The organism is Mycolicibacterium fallax (assembly GCF_010726955.1).
In the GTDB taxonomy this organism is placed as follows: domain Bacteria; phylum Actinomycetota; class Actinomycetes; order Mycobacteriales; family Mycobacteriaceae; genus Mycobacterium; species Mycobacterium fallax.
This window is the reverse complement of record NZ_AP022603.1, coordinates 628,508-652,775: the sequence shown is the minus strand read 5'-3', so window position 1 is coordinate 652,775 and position 24,268 is coordinate 628,508. Positions and strand designations below refer to the sequence as shown.

General features: G+C 72.7%; 18 protein-coding genes. 8 read left to right on the top strand and 10 right to left on the bottom strand.

Going from position 1 to position 24,268, the window contains the following annotated elements:
* The first annotated feature begins 28 nt into the window (after positions 1 to 28).
* A complete protein-coding gene (locus tag G6N10_RS03130) occupies positions 29 to 1,003 on the top strand; it encodes a quinone oxidoreductase family protein (RefSeq protein WP_085101211.1) in 975 nt (324 codons plus the stop codon).
* Between the two features lie 16 nt (positions 1,004 to 1,019).
* Here the strand turns inward: G6N10_RS03130 and G6N10_RS03125 are convergent, their stop codons facing one another.
* Together G6N10_RS03125 and G6N10_RS03120 are read right to left on the bottom strand one after the other, a co-directional pair.
* Positions 1,020 to 1,616 (bottom strand): hypothetical protein, encoded by a 597-nt coding sequence (locus G6N10_RS03125; RefSeq protein ID WP_085101193.1) that lies wholly within the window; start codon positions 1,614 to 1,616, stop codon positions 1,020 to 1,022.
* A gap of 104 nt (positions 1,617 to 1,720) precedes the next feature.
* The gene (locus tag G6N10_RS03120) at positions 1,721 to 2,662 is read right to left on the bottom strand and encodes a heme o synthase (RefSeq protein ID WP_085101208.1); all 942 of its coding nucleotides are present in this window, start codon (positions 2,660 to 2,662) and stop codon (positions 1,721 to 1,723) included.
* A 183-nt stretch (positions 2,663 to 2,845) separates the two neighbouring features.
* Here G6N10_RS03120 and tkt point away from each other — a divergent pair, with 183 nt between their 5' ends.
* From tkt to G6N10_RS03090, 6 genes are read left to right on the top strand one after another with little or no spacing between them, the layout of a single operon-like run.
* Entirely contained in the window at positions 2,846 to 4,942 is a 2,097-nt protein-coding gene (gene tkt / locus G6N10_RS03115; protein ID WP_085101189.1) for a transketolase, read from the top strand.
* Positions 4,939 to 6,054: a transaldolase gene (gene tal, locus G6N10_RS03110; protein ID WP_085101186.1), complete on the top strand. Its 1,116-nt coding sequence runs from the start codon at positions 4,939 to 4,941 to the stop codon at positions 6,052 to 6,054. Before tkt ends, tal begins: the two co-directional genes overlap by 4 nt.
* Before the next feature lie 42 nt (positions 6,055 to 6,096).
* A complete protein-coding gene (gene zwf / locus G6N10_RS03105; protein WP_085101202.1) occupies positions 6,097 to 7,590 on the top strand; it encodes a glucose-6-phosphate dehydrogenase in 1,494 nt (497 codons plus the stop codon).
* Positions 7,587 to 8,501: a glucose-6-phosphate dehydrogenase assembly protein OpcA gene (gene opcA, locus G6N10_RS03100; protein ID WP_085101205.1), complete on the top strand. Its 915-nt coding sequence runs from the start codon at positions 7,587 to 7,589 to the stop codon at positions 8,499 to 8,501. The genes zwf and opcA overlap by 4 nt, the downstream gene beginning before the upstream one ends.
* The gene (gene pgl / locus G6N10_RS03095) at positions 8,498 to 9,268 is read left to right on the top strand and encodes a 6-phosphogluconolactonase (RefSeq protein WP_085101183.1); all 771 of its coding nucleotides are present in this window, start codon (positions 8,498 to 8,500) and stop codon (positions 9,266 to 9,268) included. Before opcA ends, pgl begins: the two co-directional genes overlap by 4 nt.
* A gap of 8 nt (positions 9,269 to 9,276) precedes the next feature.
* Positions 9,277 to 9,648 (top strand): ATPase, encoded by a 372-nt coding sequence (locus tag G6N10_RS03090; RefSeq protein ID WP_085101180.1) that lies wholly within the window; start codon positions 9,277 to 9,279, stop codon positions 9,646 to 9,648.
* An 8-nt stretch (positions 9,649 to 9,656) separates the two neighbouring features.
* On the opposite strand, the gene G6N10_RS03085 is transcribed toward G6N10_RS03090, so the two are convergent.
* Complete coding sequence (locus G6N10_RS03085; protein ID WP_085101177.1) at positions 9,657 to 11,033, bottom strand: GntT/GntP/DsdX family permease; 1,377 nt, start codon at positions 11,031 to 11,033, stop codon at positions 9,657 to 9,659.
* 82 nt (positions 11,034 to 11,115) lie between these two features.
* Here G6N10_RS03085 and G6N10_RS03080 point away from each other — a divergent pair, with 82 nt between their 5' ends.
* Positions 11,116 to 12,618 carry an FGGY family carbohydrate kinase gene (locus G6N10_RS03080; RefSeq protein ID WP_085101174.1) on the top strand — a complete coding sequence of 501 codons (1,503 nt, stop codon included), beginning with the start codon at positions 11,116 to 11,118 and terminating at the stop codon, positions 12,616 to 12,618.
* Here G6N10_RS03080 and ppc read toward each other — a convergent pair.
* The 7 genes from ppc to G6N10_RS03045 form a co-directional block, all read right to left on the bottom strand.
* Entirely contained in the window at positions 12,615 to 15,434 is a 2,820-nt protein-coding gene (gene ppc, locus G6N10_RS03075) for a phosphoenolpyruvate carboxylase (RefSeq protein ID WP_085101171.1), read from the bottom strand. The two genes, G6N10_RS03080 and ppc, sit on opposite strands and share 4 nt — an antisense overlap.
* 36 nt (positions 15,435 to 15,470) lie before the next feature.
* Positions 15,471 to 15,707, bottom strand: coding sequence for a preprotein translocase subunit SecG (secG, locus tag G6N10_RS03070; protein ID WP_085101168.1), 237 nt, complete (start codon positions 15,705 to 15,707; stop codon positions 15,471 to 15,473).
* A gap of 43 nt (positions 15,708 to 15,750) precedes the next feature.
* A complete protein-coding gene (gene tpiA, locus G6N10_RS03065) occupies positions 15,751 to 16,536 on the bottom strand; it encodes a triose-phosphate isomerase (RefSeq protein ID WP_085101166.1) in 786 nt (261 codons plus the stop codon).
* Positions 16,537 to 16,545: 9 nt separating this feature from the next.
* The gene (locus G6N10_RS03060; RefSeq protein WP_085101163.1) at positions 16,546 to 17,790 is read right to left on the bottom strand and encodes a phosphoglycerate kinase; all 1,245 of its coding nucleotides are present in this window, start codon (positions 17,788 to 17,790) and stop codon (positions 16,546 to 16,548) included.
* 4 nt (positions 17,791 to 17,794) lie between these two features.
* Positions 17,795 to 18,817 carry a type I glyceraldehyde-3-phosphate dehydrogenase gene (gene gap / locus G6N10_RS03055; protein ID WP_085101160.1) on the bottom strand — a complete coding sequence of 341 codons (1,023 nt, stop codon included), beginning with the start codon at positions 18,815 to 18,817 and terminating at the stop codon, positions 17,795 to 17,797.
* A gap of 115 nt (positions 18,818 to 18,932) precedes the next feature.
* Positions 18,933 to 21,419, bottom strand: coding sequence for a sensor domain-containing protein (locus tag G6N10_RS03050; protein ID WP_163742179.1), 2,487 nt, complete (start codon positions 21,417 to 21,419; stop codon positions 18,933 to 18,935).
* Positions 21,416 to 24,199, bottom strand: coding sequence for a sensor domain-containing protein (locus tag G6N10_RS03045; RefSeq protein ID WP_133055130.1), 2,784 nt, complete (start codon positions 24,197 to 24,199; stop codon positions 21,416 to 21,418). Before G6N10_RS03045 ends, G6N10_RS03050 begins: the two co-directional genes overlap by 4 nt.
* Positions 24,200 to 24,268 lie beyond the last annotated feature (69 nt).

Genomic DNA, 24,268 nt, shown 5'->3' with positions numbered 1-24,268 from the left:
AAAATGCTACTGAAGCATGATGGTGGGCATGCACGCTATCGAAGTCGCCCGCACCGGTGGACCCGACGTCCTGCAGTACCTGGAGCGGGATCGCCCCGAGCCGGGACCCGGCGAGGTGCTGATCAAGGCCGAGGCCATCGGGGTGAACTTCATCGACACCTATTTCCGCTCCGGGCTGTACCCGCGGGAGACCCCGTTCGTGGTCGGCACCGAGGTGTGCGGGACGGTCGCCGCGGTCGGCGACGGGGTGGCCGCGCTCAACGTCGGGGACCGGGTGGTGACCGCCAACGCCGACGGCGCCTACGCCGAATTCTGCGTCGCGCCCGCCGATTTCGTCGCCTACGTGCCGGACCGGGTGCCCGCCGACGGCATCGCCTCGGCGCTGCTGAAGGGCATGACCGCGCACTACCTGATCAAGTCGGTGTACCCGGTGGGCCCGCAGGACACCATCCTGGTGCACGCCGGCGCCGGCGGGGTCGGGCTGATCCTGACCCAGTGGGCCGCCGGCATCGGCACCAAGGTCATCACCACCGCCTCGACCCAGCACAAGGCGGACCTGTCCCGGGCCGCCGGCGCGATCGCGGTGCTGGACTACCCGGAGGACCCGGCCGAATTCGCCGCCCGGGTCCGCGAACTCACCGGCGGACGCGGGGTGTCCGCGGTCTACGACGGGGTCGGCAAGTCCACCTTCGACGCCAGCCTGGCCAGCCTGGCGGTGCGCGGCACGCTGGCGCTGTTCGGGGCGTCCTCGGGCCCGGTGCCGCCGGTGGATCCGCAGCGGCTCAACACCGCTGGGTCGGTGTATCTGACCCGGCCCTCGCTGGCGCACTTCACCCGCACCGCCGACGAGTTCGCCTGGCGGGCCGGGGAACTGATGGACGAGATCGCCGCGGGCACCATCGGCATCACCGTCAGCGAGCGCTACCCGCTGGCCGAGGCCGCCCGCGCGCACCGCGACCTGCAGGACCGCAAGACGGTCGGCTCGATCGTGCTGGTGCCCTGAGCCGGCCGGCGTCGGCTCAGGCTGCCAGCAGTTTGTCTGCCTGAGCCTGGTAGATCTGCGCGACATCGCCGGGGGTGATCAGCGATTCGGTGCGCCCGGGCACCAGGATCACCGTGATCAACACGCCACGGACCTCGCCCAGCCCGTTGTAGCCCCGCAACTTCCCTGACCTGGTTCGAACGACGGCGCTCACCGTGCCCGGCGGCATGCCCTCGATGTCGATGAGCTCGCTGGTTGCTTGCATGCACTGGTCGGCGAACCGCTGGACGTCGAACGGTTCACCCAGCCGAAGCGTCGTCACCCGGTACTCGTCGGCAGTGTCGGGGTTGGTCAACGTCACCCGGCCGCGCTGGTCACCTGCATCGTGGGACTCACCGGTGACCCGGTAGGACATTGCCGAGCATCCGTCGTCGTCATCCGGGGTTGGGTGATCCGCCCGGTCGAACGTCGTCACACCGTCGGACTCGAACTCGCCGCCGGCGAATTGCGGGAAGGCGTCCCCGGAGACCAGCATGGCGGCGGTCAGATCGGTGATGACCGGCCCCGCGGAATCCGATGTGCCACCCGACGAGGAACACCCGGCGACCGCCAGGGCGAAAACCGCGGCAAACACCGCCCACCGACCGTGTCGAGCCTGCTTGGCCACGCCCACGTTTACGCCCACGTTTACGCCCACGTTTACGCCCACGTTTACGCCCCGGGCGTGAATGTCGAATGCTACGAGGCGTACAGGCTCAGCAGGGTCGGCAGGTCCAGCGCCGAATCCACCGCCAGCGCGACGAACACCGCGGCCAGGTAGTTGTTGGACTGCAGGAACAGCCGCAGCGGCTTGACCGGCTCGCCGCGGCGCACCCCGGCCTGCAGCTGGTGGGCCAGCACCAGGAACCAGGCGCCGGCGGCCACCGCGACCGCCGTGTAGAGCCAGCCGGTGGCCGGGATCAGCGCCAGCGACGCGATCACGGTCAGCCAGGTGTAGATGACGATCTGGCGGGTGACCTGCGCCTCGGTGGCCACCACCGGCAGCATCGGCACCCCGGCCGCGGCGTAGTCCTCCTTGTAGCGCATGGCCAGCGCCCAGGTGTGCGGCGGCGTCCAGAAGAAGATGATGGCGAACATCACCAGCGCCGGCCAGGAGATGGTGTCGGTGACCGCCGACCAGCCGATCATCACCGGCATGCAGCCGGCCGCCCCGCCCCACACCACGTTCTGCGAGGTCCGGCGCTTGAGCAGCAGGGTGTAGATGAAGACGTAGAACGCGATGGTCAGCCCGGCCAGGTGCGCCGAGAGCATGTTGGTGGTCTGCCACAGCCAGAAGAACGACGCCACGCTGAGCACCAGGCCGAAGATCAGCGCGTGACTGCGCGGCACCGCCGCCCGGGCCAGCGCCCGGCGCTCGGTGCGCTTCATCACCTTGTCGATGTCGGCGTCGGCCACGCAGTTGAGCGTGTTGGCGCCCGCGGCGGCCAGCATCCCGCCGAACAGGGTGTTGGCGATCAGCAGCGGATCCACCGTGCCGCGGGAGGCCAGCAGCATCGCCGGGATGGTCGTCACCAGCAGCAGTTCGATCACCCGGGGCTTGGTCAGCCCGAGGTAGGCGAGAAGCGTGTTGCGGATCCGGCCACCGGTTTCCCGCGGGAGTTGATCCTCGCGAATTCTCACCACTTGATTGACTCCTCGCAGCGTCTACTACAGGGAATGGTAGACCCGGAGCCCCTCGAGCGGCTAACCGCATCGCAGAATCGGGCCTCCCATCATGCACGTGCGGCCCGGGGCAACTAGGGTTGGCTGCAGCGCCCCCGCCCCGGATCGGGCGAACCCGGCATGCCTACGAGGAGATCGCCCGTGACCACTGCGGAGGAAATCGCCGCACTCACCCAGCCCTGCCACCCGGCGGACTGGACCGACCGCGACAGCCGCGCGGTGGACACCGCCCGCCTGCTGGCCGCCGACGCCGTGCAAAAGGTCGGCAACGGCCATCCCGGCACCGCGATGAGCCTGGCCCCGCTGGCCTACACGCTGTTCCAGCGGCAGCTGCGGCACGACCCGGCCGACCCGGAGTGGATCGGCCGCGACCGGTTCGTGCTGTCCTGCGGACATTCCAGCCTCACCCTGTACGTGCAGCTCTACCTCGGTGGGTTCGGCCTGGAGCTGGCCGACCTGGAGGCGCTGCGGACCTGGGGGTCCAAGACCCCCGGGCATCCGGAGTACCGCCACACCAAGGGCGTGGAGATCACCACCGGCCCGCTCGGGCAGGGCCTGGCCTCGGCGGTCGGGATGGCGATGGCCGCCCGCTACGAGCGCGGCCTGTTCGACCCCGACGCCCCGGCCGGGACCAGCCCGTTCGACCACCACATCTATGTGGTGGCCTCCGACGGCGACATCGAGGAGGGCGTCACCAGCGAGGCCAGCTCGCTGGCCGCGACCCAGCAGCTGGGCAACCTGCTGGTGTTCTGGGACGACAACAAGATCTCCATCGAGGACGACACCGAGATCGCGCTGACCGAGGACGTGTGCGCCCGCTACCGCGCCTACGGCTGGCACGTGCAGCAGGTCGACGGCGGGGAGAACATCAGCGGGATCGAGGCGGCGATCGCCGCGGCCAAGGCGGTCACCGACCGGCCGTCGTTCATCGCGCTGCGCACCATCATCGGCTACCCGGCCCCGACCAAGATGAACACCGGCGGCATTCACGGCTCGGCACTCGGCGCCGACGAGGTGGCCGCCACCAAGGCGGCGCTGGGCTTCGACCCCGAGCGGTCCTTCGCCGTCGCCGAGGACGTGATCGGCCACACCCGGGCGCTGCGCGAGCGCGGCCGGGCCGCCCGCGCGGCCTGGCAGGCCGACTTCGACGCCTGGGCGGCCCGCGAACCGCAGCGCCGGGCGCTGCTGGACCGGCTGACCTCCGGCGCCCTGCCCGAGGACTGGGCAACGGCCCTGCCGAGCTGGGAGCCCACCGCCAAGGGGCCGGCCACCCGCGCCGCCTCCGGCGCGGTGCTTGCCGCGATCGGGCCGGTGCTGCCCGAGCTGTGGGGCGGCTCCGCCGACCTGGCCGGCAGCAACAACACCACCATCAAGGGCGCCAAATCCTTTGGCCCGCCGGCCATTTCGACAGACACCTGGAATGCCGACTGGTACGGCCGGACGCTGCACTTCGGCATCCGCGAGCACGCCATGGCGGCGATCCTGTCCGGCATCGTGCTGCACGGCCCGACCCGCCCGTACGGCGGCACCTTCCTGCAGTTCGCCGACTACATGCGCCCGGCGGTCCGGCTGGCCGCGCTGATGGACATCGACCCGATCTACGTGTGGACCCACGATTCGATCGGCCTGGGCGAGGACGGCCCGACCCACCAGCCGATCGAGCACCTGGCCGCGCTGCGCGCCATCCCGGGCCTGGCCGTCATCCGCCCGGCCGACGCCAACGAGACCGCGGCGGCCTGGAAGGCGGTGCTGGAACGCACCGGCGGCTCCGGCCCGGCCGGGCTGATCCTGACCCGTCAGGGCGTGCCGGTGCTGGAGGGCACCGACGCCGCCGGGGTGGCCCGCGGCGGCTACCCGCTGGCCGGCGACCCGGCCGACGCCGACGTGCTGCTCATCGCCACCGGCTCGGAGGTGCAGCTGGCGCTGGCCGCGCGCGCCGCGCTGGCCGACGCCGGGGTGCGCGCCGCCGTCGTCTCGATGCCGTGTGTGGAGTGGTTCGACGCCCAGCCCGCGTCCTACCGCGACGCGGTGCTGCCGCCGTCGGTGACCGCCCGGGTGGTCGTCGAGGCCGGCATCGCGATGCCCTGGTACCGCTTCGTCGGCGACGCCGGCGAGATCGTCTCCATCGAGCACTACGGCGCCTCGGCGTCCGACGCCGTGCTCTTCGAGAAATTCGGCTTCACCGTCGAGGCCGTCACCGCCGCCGCGCAGCGCAGTATCGGAAAGGCCCGCCCATGACGCAGAACCCGAACCTGGCCGCCCTGTCGAACGCCGGGGTCTCGGTGTGGCTCGACGACCTGTCCCGCCAGCGGCTGCAGACCGGCAACCTGACCGAGCTGATCGACACCCGCAGCGTGGTCGGGGTGACCACCAACCCGTCGATCTTTCAGGCCGCGCTGACCACCGGCGATGCCTACGACGCGCAGATCAGTGAGCTGGCCGGCCGCGGCGCCGACGTCGACGCCACCATCCGCACCGTCACCACCGACGACGTCCGCAACGCGTGTGACCTGCTGACGCCCGTGTATCAGCGCTCCGGCGGCGCCGACGGCCGGGTGTCCATCGAGGTGGACCCGCGGCTGGCCAACGACACCGACAAGACGGTGCTGCAGGCCATCGAGCTGTGGAAGATCGTGGACCGGCCGAACCTGATGATCAAGATCCCGGCCACCCTGGCCGGGCTGCCGGCGATCACCGCGGTGATCGCCGAGGGCATCTCGGTGAACGTGACGCTGATCTTCTCCGTGCAGCGGCACCGCGCGGTGATGGACGCCTACCTGGCCGGCCTGGAGGCCGCCCGCGCGGCCGGCCACGACCTGGCCCGGATCTTCTCGGTGGCGTCGTTCTTCGTGTCCCGGGTGGACACCGAGATCGACGCCCGGCTGCAGCGCCTGGGCGGCGAGACCGCGCTCGGCCTGCGCGGTCAGGCCGGGGTGGCCAACGCCCGGCTGGCCTACGGCGCCTACCGCGAGGTGTTCGAGGGCGGGGCGCGGTTCGCCGCGCTGGCCGCCGACGGCGCCCAGCTGCAGCGCCCGCTGTGGGCCTCGACCGGGGTGAAGAACCCCGACTACCCCGACACCCTGTACGTCACCGAACTGGTGGCCGCCAACACCGTCAACACCCTGCCGGAGCAGACCCTGCAGGCCGTCGCCGACCACGGCGAGATCCGCGGCGACACCGTCACCGGCACCGAGGCCGAGGCGGCCGCGGTGTTCGAGGCGCTGACCGCCGCGGGCATCGACCTGCCGGAGGTGTTCGCGCTGCTGGAGACCGAGGGCGTGGCGAAGTTCGAGAAAGCCTGGGAGGAGCTGATCGGCGCGGTGGCCGGCCAGCTGGACCAGAAGCGCTGACCGGCCGTGGCTAACCCGCTGCGCGACCCCCGGGACACCCGGATGCCGCTGATCGCGGGGCCGTGTGCGGCGGTCATCTTCGGGGTGACCGGCGACCTGTCCCGCAAGAAGCTGCTGCCGGCGATCTACGACCTGGCCAACCGCGGGCTGCTGCCGCCCGGGTTCGGGCTGGTCGGCTTCGCCCGCCGGGACTGGTCGGACGCCGACTTCACCCAGTTCGCGCACGACGCCGTCACCGCGCACGCCCGCACCCCGTTCCGGCAGGAGGCCTGGGAGCGGCTGGCCGAGGGGTTCCGGTTCGTCTCCGGCAGCTTCGCCGAGGACGCCGGCTATGACCGGCTGACCGACACCCTGGCCGCGCTGGACACCGAGCGGGGCACCGGCGGCAACCACGCGTTCTACCTGTCCATCCCGCCGTCGGCGTTCCCGCTGGTCTGCGAGAAGCTGTCGGCCTCCGGGCTGGCCGGCGGGGACGGCCCGGGCTGGAGCCGGGTGGTGATCGAGAAGCCGTTCGGGCACGACCTGGCCAGCGCGGAATCGCTCAACGGGGTGCTCAACGCGGTGTTCCCGGAGTCGTCGGTGTTCCGCATCGACCACTACCTGGGCAAGGAAACCGTGCAGAACCTGCTGGCGCTGCGGTTCGCCAACCAGCTGTTCGAGCCGGTGTGGAACGCCAACCACATCGACCACGTGCAGATCACCATGGCCGAGGACATCGGCCTGGACGGCCGGGCCGGCTACTACGACGGCATCGGCGCGGCCCGCGACGTGATCCAGAACCATCTGCTGCAGCTGCTGGCGCTGACCGCGATGGAGGAGCCGGTCAGCTTCTCCCCCGGCGCGCTGCAGACCGAGAAGATCAAGGTGCTCTCGGCGGCCCGGCTGATCGAGCCGCTGGCCGACAACAGTGCCCGCGGCCAGTACACCGCCGGCTGGCAGGGCGGCCGGCCGGTGGTCGGGCTGCTGGCCGAGGACGGCTTCTCGGCCACCTCGACCACCGAGACGTTCGCCGCGATCGCGCTGGAGGTGAACACCCGGCGGTGGGCCGGGGTGCCGTTCTACCTGCGCACCGGCAAGCGGCTGGGCCGGCGGGTCACCGAGATCGCGCTGGTCTTCAAGCGCGCCCCGCACCTGCCCTTTGATTCCCTGGTCGACACCGACATCGGGAAGAACGCCCTGGTCATCCGGGTGCAGCCGGACGAGGGCATCACCCTGCGGTTCGGTTCGAAGGTGCCCGGTCACCTGATGGAGGTCCGCGACGTGAACATGGACTTCTCCTACGGCGCGGCGTTCGCCGAGGAATCCCCGGAGGCCTACGAACGGCTGATCCTGGACATGCTGCTCGGCGAGCCGTCGCTGTTCCCGGTGAACCGGGAGGTGGAGCTGTCCTGGCGGATCCTCGATCCGGTGCTGGCGCACTGGGCCGAGGCGGACGCCGCCGGCGGTCGGCCCGACCCCTACCAGGCCGGCGGCTGGGGCCCGGCCTCGGCGGTGGCGATGCTGGCCCGCACCGGCCGGGAATGGCGGCGGCCATGATCATCGACCTGCCGGCGACCACCACCAACGACGTCAACCGCCGCCTGGTCCGGCTGCGCGAGGAGCAGGGCGTGCTGACCATGGGGCGGGTGCTGACCCTGGTGATCGCCCCGGACGCCGACACCGCGGTGGAGGAGGCCATCGCCGCGGCCAACTTCGCCAGCCACGAGCATCCCTGCCGGGTGATCGTGGTCGGCCCGGCCGACCGCGCGGCCGCCGAGCCGCGGCTGGACGCCCAGATCCGGGTCGGCCAGGACGCCGGCGCCGGCGAGGTGGTGGTGCTGCGACTGTCCGGCCCGCTGGCCGAGCACGCCGAGGCCGTCGTCACCCCGTTCCTGCTGCCCGACACCCCGGTGGTGACCTGGTGGCCGGACACCGACCCCGACCGGCCGGCGGAGCACCCGCTGGGCCGGCTGGCGGTGCGCCGGATCACCGACGCCACCGGCTCGCCGGATCCGCTGGCCGCGCTGCGCGGCCGGCTGGCCGGCTACACCGCCGGGGACACCGACCTGGGCTGGGCCCGGATCACCTACTGGCGGGCGCTGCTGACCTCGGCCGTCGACCAGGACTGCGAGCAGCCGATCCGGTCGGCGCGGGTGGCCGGCCGGGCCGCCGAACCGGCGCTGGACCTGCTGGCCGGCTGGCTGGCCGCCCGGCTGGGCTGCCCGGTGCGCCGCGAGGTGGCCGATCATCCGCGGGTGGAACTGGTCCGCGACACCGAGACCATCACGCTGAGCCGCCCGCAGGACGGGGTGACCGCCACCCTGTCGCGCACCGGCCGGCCCGACGCGCACCTGCCGCTGACCTACCGCGGCACCCCGGACTGCCTGGCCGAGGATCTGCGCCGGTTCACCGCCGACGACATCTATCTGGAGGCCCTGCGGGGCCTGGACCACGTGGAGTACCCATGACCGCCACCGGCCCCGAGGTCGTCACCTTCGCCGATCCGGATGCCCTGGTCGCCGCCGCCGGGGACCGGCTGGTCGCGGCCATCAACGACGCCGTCGCCGCCCGCGGCGCCGCGCACATCGTGCTGACCGGCGGCGGCACCGGGATCCGGCTGCTGGAGCGGGTCGGCGCGCGCGCCGGTGACATCGATTGGGCGGCGGTGCAGCTGTACTGGGGCGATGACCGCTACGTGCCGGCCGACGACGACGACCGCAACGCCAAGCAGGCCGGCGCGGCGCTGCTGAACCGGGTCGGCATCCCGGAATCCAACGTGCACCCGATGCCGGCCTCCGACGGCCAGTACGGCGACGACCTGGATGCCGCGGCCGCGGCCTATGAGCTGACCCTGGGCACACTGGCACCGGCCGGCGCCCCGACCCCGGAATTCGACGTGCACCTGCTCGGGATGGGCGGCGAGGGCCACATCAACTCGCTGTTCCCGGACACCCCCGCGGTCCGGGAGGCGGCCAGGTTCGTGGTCGGTGTGCCGGATTCCCCGAAGCCGCCGCCGCACCGGCTCACCCTGACGCTGCCGGCGGTGCGCCGCTCGCGGCAGGTGTGGCTGGTGGTGGCCGGCGCGGAGAAGGCCGCCGCGGTGGCCGCCGCGCTGGCCGGCGCCGCCCCGACCGACATTCCGGCGGCCGGTGCGATCGGATCCGAGCGCACCCTCTGGCTGCTCGACGACGCGGCCGCCTCGGGTCTGTCGTCGGCGCCCCGCGGCGGGGTTTAATTAACCCCATGGTGGACAAGAGCTCCCGGGGCACCCGCCCGACCCAGCAGCGGCTGCGGAATCTGGCCCAGGCCGCGATGAACGCCGACCAGACCGTCGGCCAGCTCGACGGGGTGATCAGCTCGCTGCGCCCGACGCTCAGCGACCTCAACACCTCGATCGGGAACCTGGACGCCACCCTGGCCCGGCTCAACGACACCATCGGCAGCCTGGACACCCTCGCCGGGCAGTTGATCGAGGTCGGCGACCGGCTCAACGCCGTCGTCGACCGGGTGGACAAGCTGCTCGGGCTGGGTGAGGTCGCGGTGACACCGATCGCGGCGACCGAGAACGCGGTGCGCGGCGCGATCAACGCGGTGCGCAGCCGCACCGGTATCTGAGCGCCGGCTCACACCACCAGGCTCAGCCCCAGCACCCCGGCCAGGCCCACCACCGAGACCGCGCATTCCATCAGCGACCAGGTCTTGAAGGTCTGCCCGACGGTCATCCCGAAGTACTCCTTGACCAGCCAGAAGCCCGCGTCGTTGACGTGCGACAGGAACACCGATCCGGCGCCGATGGCCAGCACCATCAGCGCGACGTGGCTGCCGGTCAGCTCGCCGACCAGCGGGGTCATGATGCCCGCGGCGGTGATGGTGGCGACCGTCGCCGAACCGGTGGCGATCCGGATCACCACCGCGACCAGCCAGCCGGCCAGCAGCAGCGGCATGCCCGAGCCGGCGATGCCGGTACCGATGACCTCGCCGACCCCGGAGTCCACCAGGGTGGTCTTGAACCCGCCGCCGGCGCCCACGATCAGCAGGATCGAGGCGATCGGCGCGAACGCCGCGCCGGTCTCGTCGGCGACCTCCCCGGCCGACCGGCCCAGCGCCAGGCCCAGCGCCCACATCGCGTACAGCGCGGTGATCAGCAGGGCCTGCAGCGGCGTGCCGATGAAGACCAGCACCGCACCGACCGGGGTGCCGTCCAGGCCGGTGGCCTCCACCGCGGTCATCATCAGCATCAGCAGCACCGGCAGCAGCACCACCGACAGGGCGATCGCGAAGGACGGCCGCCGGCCGGGGTGTTCCCGGTCGGCCGGGCCGAGCAGCTTCTCCGGCGCCGCGATCGGCACCCAGGCGGCCATCGGCCGGGCCAGCAGCGGGCCCGCCACGATCACCGTCGGCACCGCCACCGCCAGACCGAGCGCCAGGGTCAGGCCGAGGTTGGCGCCCAGCGCGTCGATCGCGATCAGCGGACCCGGGTGCGGGGGCACCAGGCCGTGCAGCGCGGACAGGCCGGCCAGCGCCGGGATGCCGACCAGGATGACCGGCAGCTTGGCCCGCTTGGCCACCAGCATCACGATCGGGATCAGCAGCACCACCCCGACTTCGAAGAACAGCGGGATGCCGATGATGAACGCGGCAAACGCCATCGCCCAGGGCAGCCGCCGGGCCGGTGTCTTGGCCAAGATGGTGTCGACGATCTGGTCGGCGCCACCGGATTCGGTGAGGAAGCGGCCGATCACCGCGCCCAGCACGATCAGCACCCCGACGCCGCCGACGGTGGCGCCGAGACCGGTGCTGAACGACGCGAAGGAGTCCTCGAACCCGATGTTCGCCGCGACCGCCATCGTTGCCGAGCCGAGCATCAGCGCGAAGAACGGGTGCATCCTGGCCCAGATGATCAACACCACGATCAGCACGATCGACACGACGGCGGCGACCACCAGCTGGGTGGTGCCTGCCGCGGGCGCGGCCGCCTCGGCCAGCAGCGGGTAGTCCATCGGCTCACCCTACGGACGACCGCGGGGCGACGGGGGGGAAAACCGGCGCGGGCACCGCGCCGTCGCCCTAGCATCGATCGCGATGACCGCCACCAGCGTTCCGCAGGCCCGATCGGTGCCGCTGCCCGAGGCCGTGACCCCGTTCGTGGTGGCCATCGACATCGGCTCCGGCTCGACCCGCTGCTGCCTCTACGACGCGCACGCCCGGCCGATCAAGTCCCGGACTCACACCGCCGAGCACCGGTTCACCGAGCGGGCCGACGGCACCGCCGAGATCGACGCCGACCAGGTGGCCCGGGAGGTGGCCGCGGTGTTGACCGCCGCCGTCGCGGGCATCGAACCGGGGGCCATCGCCGGGGTGGCGATGGACACCTTCGCCTCCTCGCTGGTCTGCGTTGACGCCGCCGGCGACGCGCTGACCCCGTGCTTCAGCTACGCCGACGCCCGCTCGGCCGGCGCGCTGGCCCGGCTGCGCGACCGCCTCGACGAGGCCGAGGTGCACCAGCGCACCGGGACCCGGCTGCACACCAGCTACCACCCGGCGCGGCTGCTGTGGCTGCGCGAGACCCACCCGGAGCTGCTGGCCCGGACCGCGGCGCTGGTCTCCCTCGGCGAGTATGTCTACGCCCGGCTGGCCGGGATCACCGGCGCCGCGACCTCGACGATGGCCTGGGCGGGCCTGCTGAACCGGCACACCGGAGCCCTCGACGAGGAGCTGCTGTCGGTCACCGGGGTGCGCGCCGGGCAGTTCGCCCCGATCATCGACCCGGACCGGCCGATCACCGCGGTGTCACCGCGGGTCGCGCGGCGCTGGCCGGCGCTGGCCGGCGCGGCCTGGTTCCCGGCCATTCCCGACGGGCTGGCCTCCAACTTCGGTGTCGGTGCCCACGACCCGGCGACGGCCGCGCTGTCCGCGGCGACCTCGGGGGCGATCCGGGTCGTCGTTGCAGGCACCCCGGCGGTGCTGCCGCCGGGGCTGTGGGCGTACTCGGTGTCCCGGTCGCAGTCCATCGTCGGCGGCGCGCTCAACGACGTCGGCCGGGCGATGCTGTGGTTGCAGGACACCGTCGCGCCGCTGACCGCCGCGCAGATCAACGCCGCCCTGATGTCCCCGGCCCGCCCGAATGTGCCGCTGGTGCTGCCGTTTCTGACCGGGGAACGGGCGACCGGCTGGGCCGGCAACGCCCGGGCGGTGATCACCGGGGTGTCCTCCTCGACGACGCCGAGCGACCTGTGGCGCGGTACCGCCGAGGGGGTGGCGGTCAGCTACGCCCGGGTCTTCGCCGAGTTGCGCCGGGTCGATCCGGCGCTGCGGACGGTGATCGCCTCCGGCGGGGTGACCGGCCACTACCCCGGCCTGATGCGGGTGGTCGCGCACGCGCTCGGTTTCCCGGTGCGGGTGGTCGACGTCAAGCGGGTGACGATGCGCGGGGCGGCGGTGCTGGCGCTGTCGGTGCTGGCCCCGGACCGGCCGGCCGCGGTGATCCCGACCGGCGATCCGATCGTCGGCGACCCGGCCGAGGCGCCCTACTACGCCGAGTTGCTGGCCCGGTTCAGCGCGCTGTACGACGCGGTGATCGGCTAACCACTGTTGCGCAGCGCGGTGGCCAGCCCGCTCATCGTCATCAGGATGCCGCGCTGCACCAGCTCGTCGTCGTCGCCGCGCCGGTAGCGGCGCAGCAGCTCGACCTGCAGGTGGTTCAGCGGCTCCAGGTAGGGGAACCGGTTGAACACCGAGCGGGCCAGCGCCGGGTTGTCGGCCAGCAGGTCGTCGTGGCCGGTGATGGCCTGGTACATGGCGATGCAGCGGTCGTGCTCGGCGACGATCTTGCCGAACACCCGCTCGCGCAGCGCCGGGTCCTCGACCAGCTCGGCGTAGCGGGCGGCCAGGCCCATGTCGGACTTCGCCAGCACCTGGGCCATGTTCGAGAGCACCGTGGTGAAAAACGGCCAGCGCCGGTACAGCTCGGCGAGCACCGCCAGCCGGTCCTCGCCGCGTGCGGTGCCCTCGGCGAGGTAGTCGGCGAACGCGGTGCCGGTGCCGTACCAGCCCGGCAGCATCACCCGGGACTGGCTCCAGGCCAGCACCCAGGGGATCGCCCGCAGGTCGGAGACCGCGGTGGTCTGTTTGCGCGCGGTCGGCCTGCTGCCGATGTTCAGCGCGCCGATCTCGCCGACCGGGGTGGAGGTCTGGAAGTACTCGACGAATCCGGGGGTGCGGTGCACCAGGTCGGCGTAGCAGTCCCGGGCCCGGGCGGCCAGGTCGTCGAGGACCGCGTAGGCGGCCTCGGCGCCGGCGCCCAGGCCCTCCACGTCCAGCAGGGTGGACTCCAGGGTGGCGGCCACCAGGGTCTCCAGGTTGCGCCGGGCCATCTTCGGCTCGGCGTACTTGGCGGCGATCACCTCGCCTTGCTCGGTCAGCCGCAGCGAGCCGCGCACCGCGCCGGGCGGCTGGGCCAGGATGGCGTCGTAGCTGGGGCCGCCGCCGCGCCCGACGGTGCCGCCGCGGCCGTGGAACAGCCGCAGCCGGATGCCGGTGTGCTGGGCCATCTCCACCAGGTCCAGCTCGGCGCGGTACAGCGCCCAGTTGGCGGCCAGGTAGCCGCCGTCCTTGTTGGAGTCGGAGTAGCCGAGCATCACCTCCTGGCGATCGCCGCGGGCCGCGACGATCCGCCGGTACAGCGGCAGGTCCAGCGCGGCGGCCATGATCGACGCGCCGGCCTGCAGGTCCTCGATGGTCTCGAACAGCGGCACGATGCCGACCGGGGCGTGCGGCCGCTCGCCGGAGGCGTCCAGCAGGCCGGCCTCCTTGAGCAGCAGCGCCGCCTCCAGCAGGTCCGACACCGACTGGCACATCGAGATGATGTAGTTCGGCACGGTGTCGGGGCCGTAGCGGCGGACCGCCTCGGCGGCCGCGGCCAGCACGCCCAGCTCCTTGCGGGCCAGCTCCGAGAGCCCGTCGCCGGGGCGGGTCAGCGGCCGGCGGGTGGACAGCTCGGCGGTCAGCAGCGCGACCCGGCGGTCCTCATCCAGGCCCCGGTAGTCCGGGTGCACCCCGGCGTAGGCCAGCAGCTCGGCGACCACCTGCTCGTGGGACTCGGAGTTCTGCCGCATGTCCAGCCCGCAGAGCTGGAATCCGAAGGTGCGCACGGCTTCGCGCAGCCGGGCCAGCCGGTCGTCGGCCAGCAGCGCGTCGCCGTGCCCGCGCAGCGAGTCATCGACGATGTCGAGGTCGGCGAGCAGTTCACCGGCGCGGTGGTAGGCCGGCAGCCCCAGCTCGCGCAGGTTCGCCGGGCGCTCGTCCAGGATCGCCGCGGCGGTCGCGGTGAGCCGGCCGTGGATGACCCGCACCGCGCGGCGGTACGGCTCGTCGGCGCGCAGCGGCTGGTCGACCTGCCCGGCCAGCGCGTCGAGTTCGGCGCTGACGGTGACCAGCCGGGCCGACAGCGGCAGCTCGATCTCCAGCACGGTCAGCTCGGCCAGGTAGTGCTCGAACGCGGTGCAGGCGGCCCGCCCGGTGGCCTGCCGGACCACCTCGGCGGTGACGTTCGGGTTGCCGTCGCGGTCCCCGCCGATCCACGAGCCGGGCCGCAGGATCGGCTCGGCCAGCAGGTCAGTGCCGGGCCAGCGGGCCCGCAGCGCCGCCCGGACCTCGGTGTTGACCGCCGGGATCACCTCGAAGAACGCCGCCGGGTAGTAGCGCAGCCCGGATTCGATCTCGTCGATGATGCGCAGCCGGGACAGCCGGATCAGCGCGGTCTGCCACAGTCGCAGCACGTGCCTGCGCAGCGCCGGCTCGACGTCGGTGCCGTCGGTGGTGCGGGTGCCGCCGGGGACCCGGGCGCGCATCAGCTCGGTGATCCGGTTCTGGGTCTCGAAGACGGTGCGCCGGCGGGTTTCGGTGGGGTGCGCGGTGATCACCGGCGCGACCAGCGCCCCGGCCAGCCGCTCGCCGACCAGCTCGGCGCCGACGTCGGCGGCGTCGAGCTTGGCGTAGCTGGCGGCCAGGCTGCTGTCCTGGGGCGGCCGGCCGGCGGCGATGTGGATGGCGCGGCGGCGTTCCCGGTGGATGTCCTCGGCGACGTTGGCCAGCAGCGCGAAGTTGGTGAACGCCCGGATCACCGGGATGGCGCCCGCGGTGTCCAGGCCGTCGAACAGCGCGGCCATTTCGGCGCGGTCGATCTCGGAGCGGCGCACCCGGAAGGCCTCGGTGCGGGCCCGTTCGACCAGGTCGAACACCGCCTCGCCGTTCTGCTCGCGGATGGTGTCGCCGAGGATGCCGCCGAGCAGCCGGATGTCCGCCCGCATCGGCTCGGTGGCGTCCCGGCCGGACTGGGTCCGGTGCACGTCACCGATGGGCGCAAGTGCGGTGTCTGGATCGGCGTCCCGGGGCGCTGCCATGGGACCAGTATCGACGCCCGGGCGCCGGCTCGCGCGCTATGCGCCGTACTTGATGCCCAGCCCGACGGCCACGATGGAGACGATCCAGATGCCGATGACGAAGTAGGTCAGCCGGTCGAGGTTCTTCTCCACGACGGTCGATCCGGACAGGCTGGACTGCACGCCGCCACCGAACAGGGTGGACAGGCCACCGCCCTTGGCGCGGTGCAGCAGCACCAGCAGGCACACCAGCACGCTGGTCACCACGAGCAGGATCTGCAGGGCCATAAGCATGCCGATCAGCCTACCGGTGCGCCGCGGTGATTCCCGAATCGCCCTACAGCAGCGGGCCGCCCGCGGCGATCGCCGAGAGCTGGGCGAACTGCTCGCCGTCCAGCGACGCCCCGCCGACCAGCGCGCCGTCGATGTCGTCGCGGGCGATCAGCTCGCCGATGTTCTTGGCGTTGACCGAGCCGCCGTAGAGCACCCGCACCGACTCGGCGACCGCCGGGGTGGCGATGGCGGCGAGTTCGGCACGGATCGCCCCGCAGACCTCCTGGGCGTCGGCCGCGCTGGCCACCCGGCCGGTGCCGATCGCCCAGACCGGCTCGTAGGCGATCACCGAGGCGGCGATCTGGTCGTTGGACAGCCCGGCCAGCGAGCCGCGCAGCTGCGCCACGTTGTAGGCCACGTGGTCGCCGGCCTCCCGCACGTCCAGGCCCTCACCGATGCAGATGATCGGGGTCAGCCCGTGCTTGAGCGCGGCGGCGGCCTTGGCGGCGACCAGCGCGTCGTCCTCACCGTGGTAGGTGCGCCGCTCGGAGTGCCCGACGACGGCGAAGGTGGCACCCAGCTTCGCCAGGAACGCGCCGCTGATCTCGCCGGTGTAGGCGCCGGCGTCGTGCCGGGACACGTCCTGGGCGCCGTAGGTCAGCCGAAGCTTGTCGCCGTCGACCAGGGTCTGCACGCTGCGCAGGTCGGTGAACGGCGGAATGACGGTGACATCGACGCGGTCGAAGTACTTCTCCGGCAGCGCGAAGGCGATCTTCTGCACCAGGGCGATGGCCTCGAAGTGGTTGAGGTTCATCTTCCAGTTGCCGGCAATCAGCGGTTTCCGGGACACGGCGTGCTCCTAATCTTGCGGGGCGGCGGCATCGTCGAGCACGGCGATGCCCGGCAGGGTCTTGCCCTCCAGGTATTCCAGCGACGCACCGCCGCCGGTGGAGATGTGGCTGAAGCCGTCCTCGGCCAGGCCCAGGGTGCGGACCGCGGCGGCCGAGTCGCCGCCGCCGACGACGCTGAACGCGCCCTTGGCGGTGGCGCCGATGATCGCCTCGGCCACTCCCCCGGTGCCCGCGGCGAACGCCGGGAACTCGAACACGCCCATCGGGCCGTTCCAGAAGATGGTCTTGGCGTTGGACAGCAGCGCGGCGAACCGCTTCACCGATTCCGGGCCGACGTCCAGGCCCATCCGGTCAGCCGGGATCGCGTCGACGGCGACCGTCGCGGCGGCGGCGTCGGCGGCGAACGCGTCGGCCGCCACGATGTCGACCGGCAGGTGGATGACGTCGCCGTAATCCTCCAGCAGCTTGCGGCAGGTGTCGATCATCTCCTCCTGCAGCAGCGAGGTGCCGACCGAAAGCCCTTGCGCGGCAAGAAAGGTGAAGCACATGCCCCCGCCGATGATGATGCTGTCGGCCTTGCCGGCCAGGTTCTCGATGACGGCCAGCTTGTCCGACACCTTGGACCCGCCCAGCACCACCGCGTAGGGGCGCTCACCGCCGGTGGTGAGCTGGCGCAGCACCTCCACCTCGGCGGCCACCAGGGTGCCCGCGTAAGGCGGCAGCAGCTTGGCGACGTCGTAGACCGACGCCTGCTCGCGGTGCACCACCCCGAACCCGTCGGAGACGAACGCCGCCGACGGCCCGCCCGGGGTGTCGACCAGCTCGGCCAGCTCCGCGGCCAGCGCGGCCCGCTCGGCGGGGTCCTTGCTGGTCTCGCGCGGGTCGAAGCGGATGTTCTCCAGCAGCAGGATGTCGCCGTCGGTCAGCCCCTCGGCGCGGGCCAGCGCGTCGGTGCCGACCACGTCACCGGCCAGCGCCACGTGCCGGCCGAGCCGCTCGGAGAGCTCGGCGGCCACCGGGGCCAGCGAGAACTTCGGGTCCGGGGCGCCCTTGGGGCGACCCAGGTGCGCGGTCACCACCACCCGGGCACCGGCCTCGGCCAGCGCGCGCAGCGTCGGCAGCGAGGCGATGATGCGGCCCGGGTCGGTGATGGTGCCGTCGTCGTCGAGCGGGACGTTGAGGTCGGAGCGCACCAGCACGCCCCGACCCGCCACGCCCTCGGCGAGCAGATCGTCGAGAGTCTTGACCGTCATCGTCTTAGAGCGACTTGCCGACCAGCGCGATCAGGTCGACGAGGCGGTTGGAGTAGCCCCACTCGTTGTCGTACCAGGACACCACCTTGGCCTGGTTGTCGATCACCTTGGTCAGGCCGGCGTCGAAGATCGAGCTGTGCGGATCGGTGACGATGTCCGACGAGACGATCGGCGCGTCGTAGTACTTCAGGATGCCCTTCATCGGGCCGTCGGCGGCGGCCTTCATCGCGGCGTTGATCTCCGCGGCGGTGGCGGCCTTCTTCAGCTCGACGGTCAGGTCGGTGCAGGAGCCGGTGGGGATCGGCACCCGCAGCGCGTAGCCGTCCAGCTTGCCCTTGAGCTCGGGCAGCACCAGGCCGATGGCCTTGGCCGCACCGGTGGAGGTCGGGACGATGTTCAGCGCGGCGGCCCGGGCGCGGCGCAGGTCCGAGTGCGGGCCGTCCTGCAGGTTCTGGTCCTGGGTGTAGGCGTGCACGGTGGTCATCAGGCCCTTGACGATGCCGAACTCGTCGTTGAGCACCTTGGCGAACGGCCCGAGGCAGTTGGTGGTGCAGGAGGCGTTGGAGATGATGTTCTGGCTGCCGTCGTACTTGTCGTCGTTGACGCCCATCACGATGGTGATGTCCTCGTCGCTGGCGGGCGCGGAGATGATGACCTTCTTGGCGCCGGCGTCGAGGTGGCCCTGCGCCTTGTCCCGCTTGGTGAAGATGCCGGTCGACTCGACGACGACGTCGACGCCCAGGTCACCCCACGGCAGCGCCGCCGGGCCCTCCTTGATCGCCAGCGCCTTGATCTTGTGATCGCCCACCACGATGGTGTCGTCGCCCTCCAGGCTGACCTCGTAGGGCAGCCGGCCCAGGATCGAGTCGAACTTCAGCAGGTGCGCCAGCGCGGCGTTGTCGGTCAGGTCGTTGACCGCGACGATCTCGATGTCGGCGTTCTTGCCGGCGGCCTTCTGCGCGTCCAGGGCGCGGAAGAAGTTGCGTCCGATGCGGCCGAAGCCGTTAACGCCTACGCGGATGGTCACTGGTGTCTCCTCTTTGATCCACGACTACGAGATGTTCCGGGGGTACTGCTCACCGGCCAGCCTAATGCGGGACCTCCGCCGCCGTGCAGGTTGGTGGGTATCGCCGGGCGCGGGCTCAGCCGCGGACGGTGGCGGGCACCGCGTCGGCGATCGCCTGGGCGACCCGCAGGGCGATGTCGCCGTCGCGTCCGGAGGCGCACTGCACGTCGACGACGACGTTGCCGCGCACCGTCAGCGCCCGCTGCACGCACCACCCGCCACCGCCCTCGGTGAACCGGGTGATGGCGATCGCGACGCCCAGATCGGTCAGCGGCCCGTACACGCAGCGATACGGCGCATTCTGCTGAGCGACGCTGATCGTGCTGCCCGCGGCGGCCTGCCACTGCCGGGCCTGTTCGGCGAACACCGCGGTCGCGGCCTCCGGCGAGGGCAGCAGCACCACCGCCTGCACCACCCGATGCGCGGCGTTGGCCGGGTCGTCGACCATTCGGACGATCCGGGTCCGCAGCCAGCCGCTGCCGAGGTACGCGGCCCGCTCGGCGACGCCGAACGCCCCGGCGCTGACACCGGATTCGAGCAGGTCGGCGTCGTCGTACATGCTGGTGTAGGAGTTGGTCTGGACCAGCTGCGGCACCCCGACGACGGCGGCCAGCGGCTCCGGCGCCGGCAGCAGAGCGTCCAGGTCGGCCAGCGGCACCGGCGACGGCGGTTGCGCGGGCAGCCGGTCGCGGGTCGGCGGGCGCGAGCCGCCGCCGGGCATGCCGGCCACGATGGCGTCGAGCAGGTCCACCGCCCGGGCCGGGTTCGGCGACCGGCCGCTGACCTGGACGTCGATGATCTCGTTGCCGACCACCGCCAGCGCCCGCTGCACCCCCCACCCGTTGCCGCCCTCTTCCAGGCGGGTGATGGCCAGCGTGTCGTCGGTGGCGTACACCGCGCCGTAGCGGCACCGGTAGGGACTGTCGGCGCGGTGCACCTCGATGCTGCGCCCGGCGCTGGCCCGCCACTGCCGGGCCTGCTCGGCGAACGCCGCGGCCGCCGCCTCCGGCGAGAGGTAGCCGATCACCGATTGGTAGGCAAAGGCCTCGGTGCTGCCGTCGACGACGTGCTTGAGGGTCTGCAGGCGCGCCGAGATCCAGCCGCTGCCGGCGTAGGCGTGCTTCTGGCCGATCGCGAAGGCGCCGATGCTCTCCCCGACGGCCAGCGTCGTCGAGTCGTCGAACAGCGCGGTCCCGGTCCAGTCGACCTCCAGCTCGGGCAGTCCGGTCACCGCGGCGACCCGCTGGGGCGGCAGCAGCGGTGGCTCGGCCGGGGCCGGGGCGGACACCGGCGCGGCGGCCGGGGCGGGCGCGGCGGCCAGCAGGTCGCGGGTCGGGCTGCGCAGCGGGGCGCCGGGAATGCCGGCGATGAGGGCATCGAGGAGGTCGGCGGCCACCGTGGCGTCCTTCCAGCGGCCGGACACCTGCACGTCGACCAGGGTGCTGCCGCACTGCCCGAGGGCGCGCTGGACCGTCCAGCCGGTGCCGTCGGCGTAGTGGCGGGTCATCGCCAGGGCGTCGCCGGTGTTGGTCAGCTCGCCGAAGGTGCACAGGTAGGTCGACTCGGCCGACCCGGTGACGGTGACGGTCCGCCCGGCGCTGGCCTGCCACTGCCGGGCCTGTTCGGCGAACGCGGCGGCGGCCGCGGCCGCGCTGGGATAGCCGACCAGGCCCTGAAAGATCTTCTGGTCGGCCTTGCCGTCGACGAGCTGGCGCACGCTCTGCATCCGCGCGCTGATCCAGCCGGTCTCGGCGTATGCGCCGCGCTGGCCGATCAGGTAGGGGCCGACCGGCTCGCCCGCGGGTGCCGCGTTGCCGTCGTGGTAGAGCGTGGTCGCCACCTGCTGCGGGTCCAGGCCGGTCAGCCCGACGATCGCGGCGATCCGATCGACGGACAGCAGCAGCGAGTCCAGCGCGGGCGCCGGCGGGGCCGGCGGCGGTGGCGGCGGGGGTGGTGGCGCCGGGGGCGGCGGCGGGGGCGCTGCCTGCGGGGCAGCGGCGGGGATCCGGTTGCCGATCACCGCGGCCAGATCGAGCGCGGACTCCGGGTTGGCCACATTGCTGCCGGTGATCTGAATGTCGATCAGGCAGTGCCCGAGGATGGCCAGCGCGCGCTGGGAGACCCAGCCCGGCGCGTCCAGCTGGTGCCGGTTGATCGCCAGCGCGCGGGCCAGTTCGGTCAGCGGCCCGTAGCTGTGCCGATACTGCGTGCCGTTGCCCGCGGTGACGGTGAGCACCCGGCCGGAACTGGCCCGCCACTGTCGGCCCTGCTCGGCGAAGACCCGTTCGGCGTCGGCGGGGTTCGGGTAGGCGAACACCGCCTGGGTGACGAACAGCCCCGGCGTGCCGACGGCGGTGTCGGCGAATTTTTCCACCACCCACACCTGGAATCCGGTACCGGCGTACACCTTTTCCTGGGCGGCCAGGTAGGCCCCCTGACTCTCCCCGGCCTCCAGCTCGGCGGACGGATCGTAGGGCGCGAAGGCCACCGCGGTGAGCGCGGGCACCCCCAGCAGCTCGGCGATCTCCGCCGCCGACGGCAGCAGCGGTGGCGAATCGGTCACCGGCGGTCCTCCGGGTAGGCCGGCGGCAGCGCCGCGAAGGCCGGCGCCAGCCGGATGGTGGGCGGCACCGCGGCGGCCCAGCGCCGGGCCCGGCTCACCGGGTGATCCGGGAACCGGCCGTCGTAGCGGCGGTCGTCGGCGATCGAGTACGGCAGCACCGGGCGCACCCCGGGAACATAGGGGTGCGGCGGATACATGCCGGCCGGCCCGACCTCGGCGGCCACCGCGGCCTCACGCATCCCGGTGTCGGCGCCCTCCGGGAAGATGCCGTTGAGCTGCAGCCACTTGCCCTCCCGCGGCACGATGTTGGCCACCAGGTAGACCACCCCGCGGCCGGTGCGCGGATTGGGCGCCTTGATCAGGTACTGCAGCGCGGGCAGCCCGTCCACCGCCACCACGTTCGCCTCGATCAGGCAGGCCTCGCCGGCCAGATCGGTGGTCAGCGAGCGGCGCAGCTCGTCGAGCCGGGCCAGCGGCACCGAGGTGGCGTTGCCGGCCAGCTCGGCGATCCGGAAGTCGTCGCCGGTACCCGGATTCACCCAGCCGTCCGGGCCGCGGTCCAGGCCGGTGGTGTCGAACAGCAGCTGCACCCCGTAGTCGAACGACGGCGGCGGCGGCCCCGGCGGCCGCGGTGCCGGTGCGGGGGCCGGGGCGGCTGCCGCGGCGGGCACCCCGGCGGCGATCGCCGCGGCGAACCGCCCGGCCACCCCGGCAGCCCAGCGGCCGGAGGCCTGCGCCTCGATCAGCACGTTGCCGGCCAGCCGCACCGCCCGCTGCACCCCCCAGCCGTCGGCCCCCTCCTGGAAGTGCGTCAGCGCCAGGGCGTCCGGGGCCTCGGCCAACTCGCCGTACACCCAGGTGTACTCCCCCGCATCGTCGCCGGTGGTGACCAGCCGGCCGACCGCACCCCGCCAGTTCGGCCGCTGCGCGGCCAGCGCGGCGGCCGCCGCGGCCGGGGTGGCGAACACGATCACCGACCCGAACAGCAGGTGCGTGCCGCCGCCGTCGACCGGGACCGACAGCTTGTGGGTGCGCACCGCGAGATAGCCGGTGCCGGTGTACACCGGCAGCTGCGCGAGCGCCCACGGATCCAGCGGCTCGCCGGCGGGCAGCTGCGCGGAGTCGTCGTAGAGCGCGGTCACCGGTGCGTCGAGCACCAGTCCGGGCGTCCCGGTGAGCGCGGCAGCGCGCTCGGCGGTGGGCAGCAGCGCCTCGGCCGCGGCCACCTCGACCGGCGCGGGCTGCAGCGCCAGCGGGTCGCGGGTCCCGCGGCGCCCTCCGGCGCCGGGCACCCCGGCCGCGATCGCGTCGGCCAGTTGCACCGCCAGCGTCGGCGCGGCCGGGCGGCCGGCGACCTGGGTGTCCACGATGATCCGGCCCACCGCGGTCATCGCGCGCTGGGTGACCCAGCCGTTGCCGCCCTCCTCGAACCGGTTGATCGCCAGCATGTCGCCGGTGTTGACCAGCGGGCCATAGCTGTTGACCACCCGCTGTTCCCCGGAGCTGAAGGACATCATGGCGCCGGCCTGCCGCTGCCACAGCGGGGCCTGCGCGGCCAGCAGCGCGCCGGCCGCCTGCGCGCTGGGCATCAGCACAACGGCCTGAATCGCCCGCACGACCGGGCCGCCGTCGGCGTCGTGCAGCACCCGGCCGCGCATCGCCTGCCAGCCGCTTCCGTCGAACACCGACTTCTGGGTCAGCGCATAGCTACCCAGAAAAGCCCCGTCGTGCACCGCCGACGCGTCGTCGTACAGGCTGGTGCGGACCGATTCCCGGGCCAGGGCGGGGGCCCGCAGCAGCTCACCAACCCGGGTATCGGGCAGCAGCAGCGCCTCCAGGGCCTCGGCCGACCAGTCCGGTGACTCAACCGGGAGCAGCGTGCGGGTGGCCGGGCGCGGCGCCCCCTTGCTGAGCTTGGCGACCGCGGCGTCCAGCAGGTCGGCGGTCGGCCCGGGCTGCTCCCAATAGCCGTTCGCCTGCACCTCCACGAGCACGTTGTTCCAGCGCGCGACGGCGTGCCAACCGGTCCAGCCGTCACCGTCCTCCTGCTGCCGGCTGATCACCAGGGTGTCGGCGCTGGCAAACAGCGTGCCGACGGTGCTGCGGATGTGCTCCGCCCCGCGGCGCACCCCCAGCGTTCGCCCGGGCGCGGCGCTCCACTGCCGGCCCAGTTCCGCGAACACCGCTTGGGCCTGGGCCTCTTTGGTGTAGCCGACGACGGCCACGCTGACCGCGCGGCGCAGCTGGCCCTCGGGCTCCTCGCGCAGCGTGCGCGTGCGGACCGCGGCCATCCCGGGCCGCTGGAAGGCCCGTACCTGGGCGTGGCTGTAGACCGACACCAGTTCCGGGTCGTCGAGCCCCTCGGTGTCGTCGAAGAGGACCGCGCCGTGCGACTCGGTGACGGTGCCCGGCAGGCCGGTGAACCGCGCCACCTCGCCGGCGCCGAGCAGCGCGTCGTCGGTGACCGTGACCAGGTGACGATCCCGGATCCCCGAGGCCAGCACCACCACGCCGCCAAGCCCGATCAGCAGGCCGAACCCGGTCAGAAAGTACCCGGAGGTGCGGTCACTGCGCTTCACCTCGTCGTAGTCACGCCGGCCGGATTTGGTGCCGACGCATTCGTCGCCGCGCTCCATGGTCTGCCCGCCGCAGGTCGGGGGGCCGTCCCCGACCACGCCGTTCAGGCCCGCCATCAGCATTCCGCCGCCCAGTATCACGCCGAGCAGGCCCCAAATCACCGCACTGAGCAGGCTGGAGGGCCCGGAGGAGCTAGTTGCCACGCTCGAACCCTAACAACGGCGCGGACGCCGGCCGCGCGGCACTTTCGGGCGGCGCTCATCGCTCAGGCG

What these genes read in the sequence shown, in the direction of transcription:
- G6N10_RS03085 (WP_085101177.1), bottom strand. Translation starts at nt 11,033, where the DNA reads ATGGACTACCCGCTGCTGGCCGAGGCGGCCGCGCCCGCGGCAGGCACC.
- tal (WP_085101186.1), top strand. Translation starts at nt 4,939, where the DNA reads ATGACGCAGAACCCGAACCTGGCCGCCCTGTCGAACGCCGGGGTCTCG.
- G6N10_RS03060 (WP_085101163.1), bottom strand. Translation starts at nt 17,790, where the DNA reads ATGACGGTCAAGACTCTCGACGATCTGCTCGCCGAGGGCGTGGCGGGT.
- opcA (WP_085101205.1), top strand. Translation starts at nt 7,587, where the DNA reads ATGATCATCGACCTGCCGGCGACCACCACCAACGACGTCAACCGCCGC.
- G6N10_RS03080 (WP_085101174.1), top strand. Translation starts at nt 11,116, where the DNA reads ATGACCGCCACCAGCGTTCCGCAGGCCCGATCGGTGCCGCTGCCCGAG.
- ppc (WP_085101171.1), bottom strand. Translation starts at nt 15,434, where the DNA reads ATGGCAGCGCCCCGGGACGCCGATCCAGACACCGCACTTGCGCCCATC.
- G6N10_RS03130 (WP_085101211.1), top strand. Translation starts at nt 29, where the DNA reads ATGCACGCTATCGAAGTCGCCCGCACCGGTGGACCCGACGTCCTGCAG.
- pgl (WP_085101183.1), top strand. Translation starts at nt 8,498, where the DNA reads ATGACCGCCACCGGCCCCGAGGTCGTCACCTTCGCCGATCCGGATGCC.
- secG (WP_085101168.1), bottom strand. Translation starts at nt 15,707, where the DNA reads ATGCTTATGGCCCTGCAGATCCTGCTCGTGGTGACCAGCGTGCTGGTG.
- G6N10_RS03090 (WP_085101180.1), top strand. Translation starts at nt 9,277, where the DNA reads ATGGTGGACAAGAGCTCCCGGGGCACCCGCCCGACCCAGCAGCGGCTG.
- zwf (WP_085101202.1), top strand. Translation starts at nt 6,097, where the DNA reads ATGCCGCTGATCGCGGGGCCGTGTGCGGCGGTCATCTTCGGGGTGACC.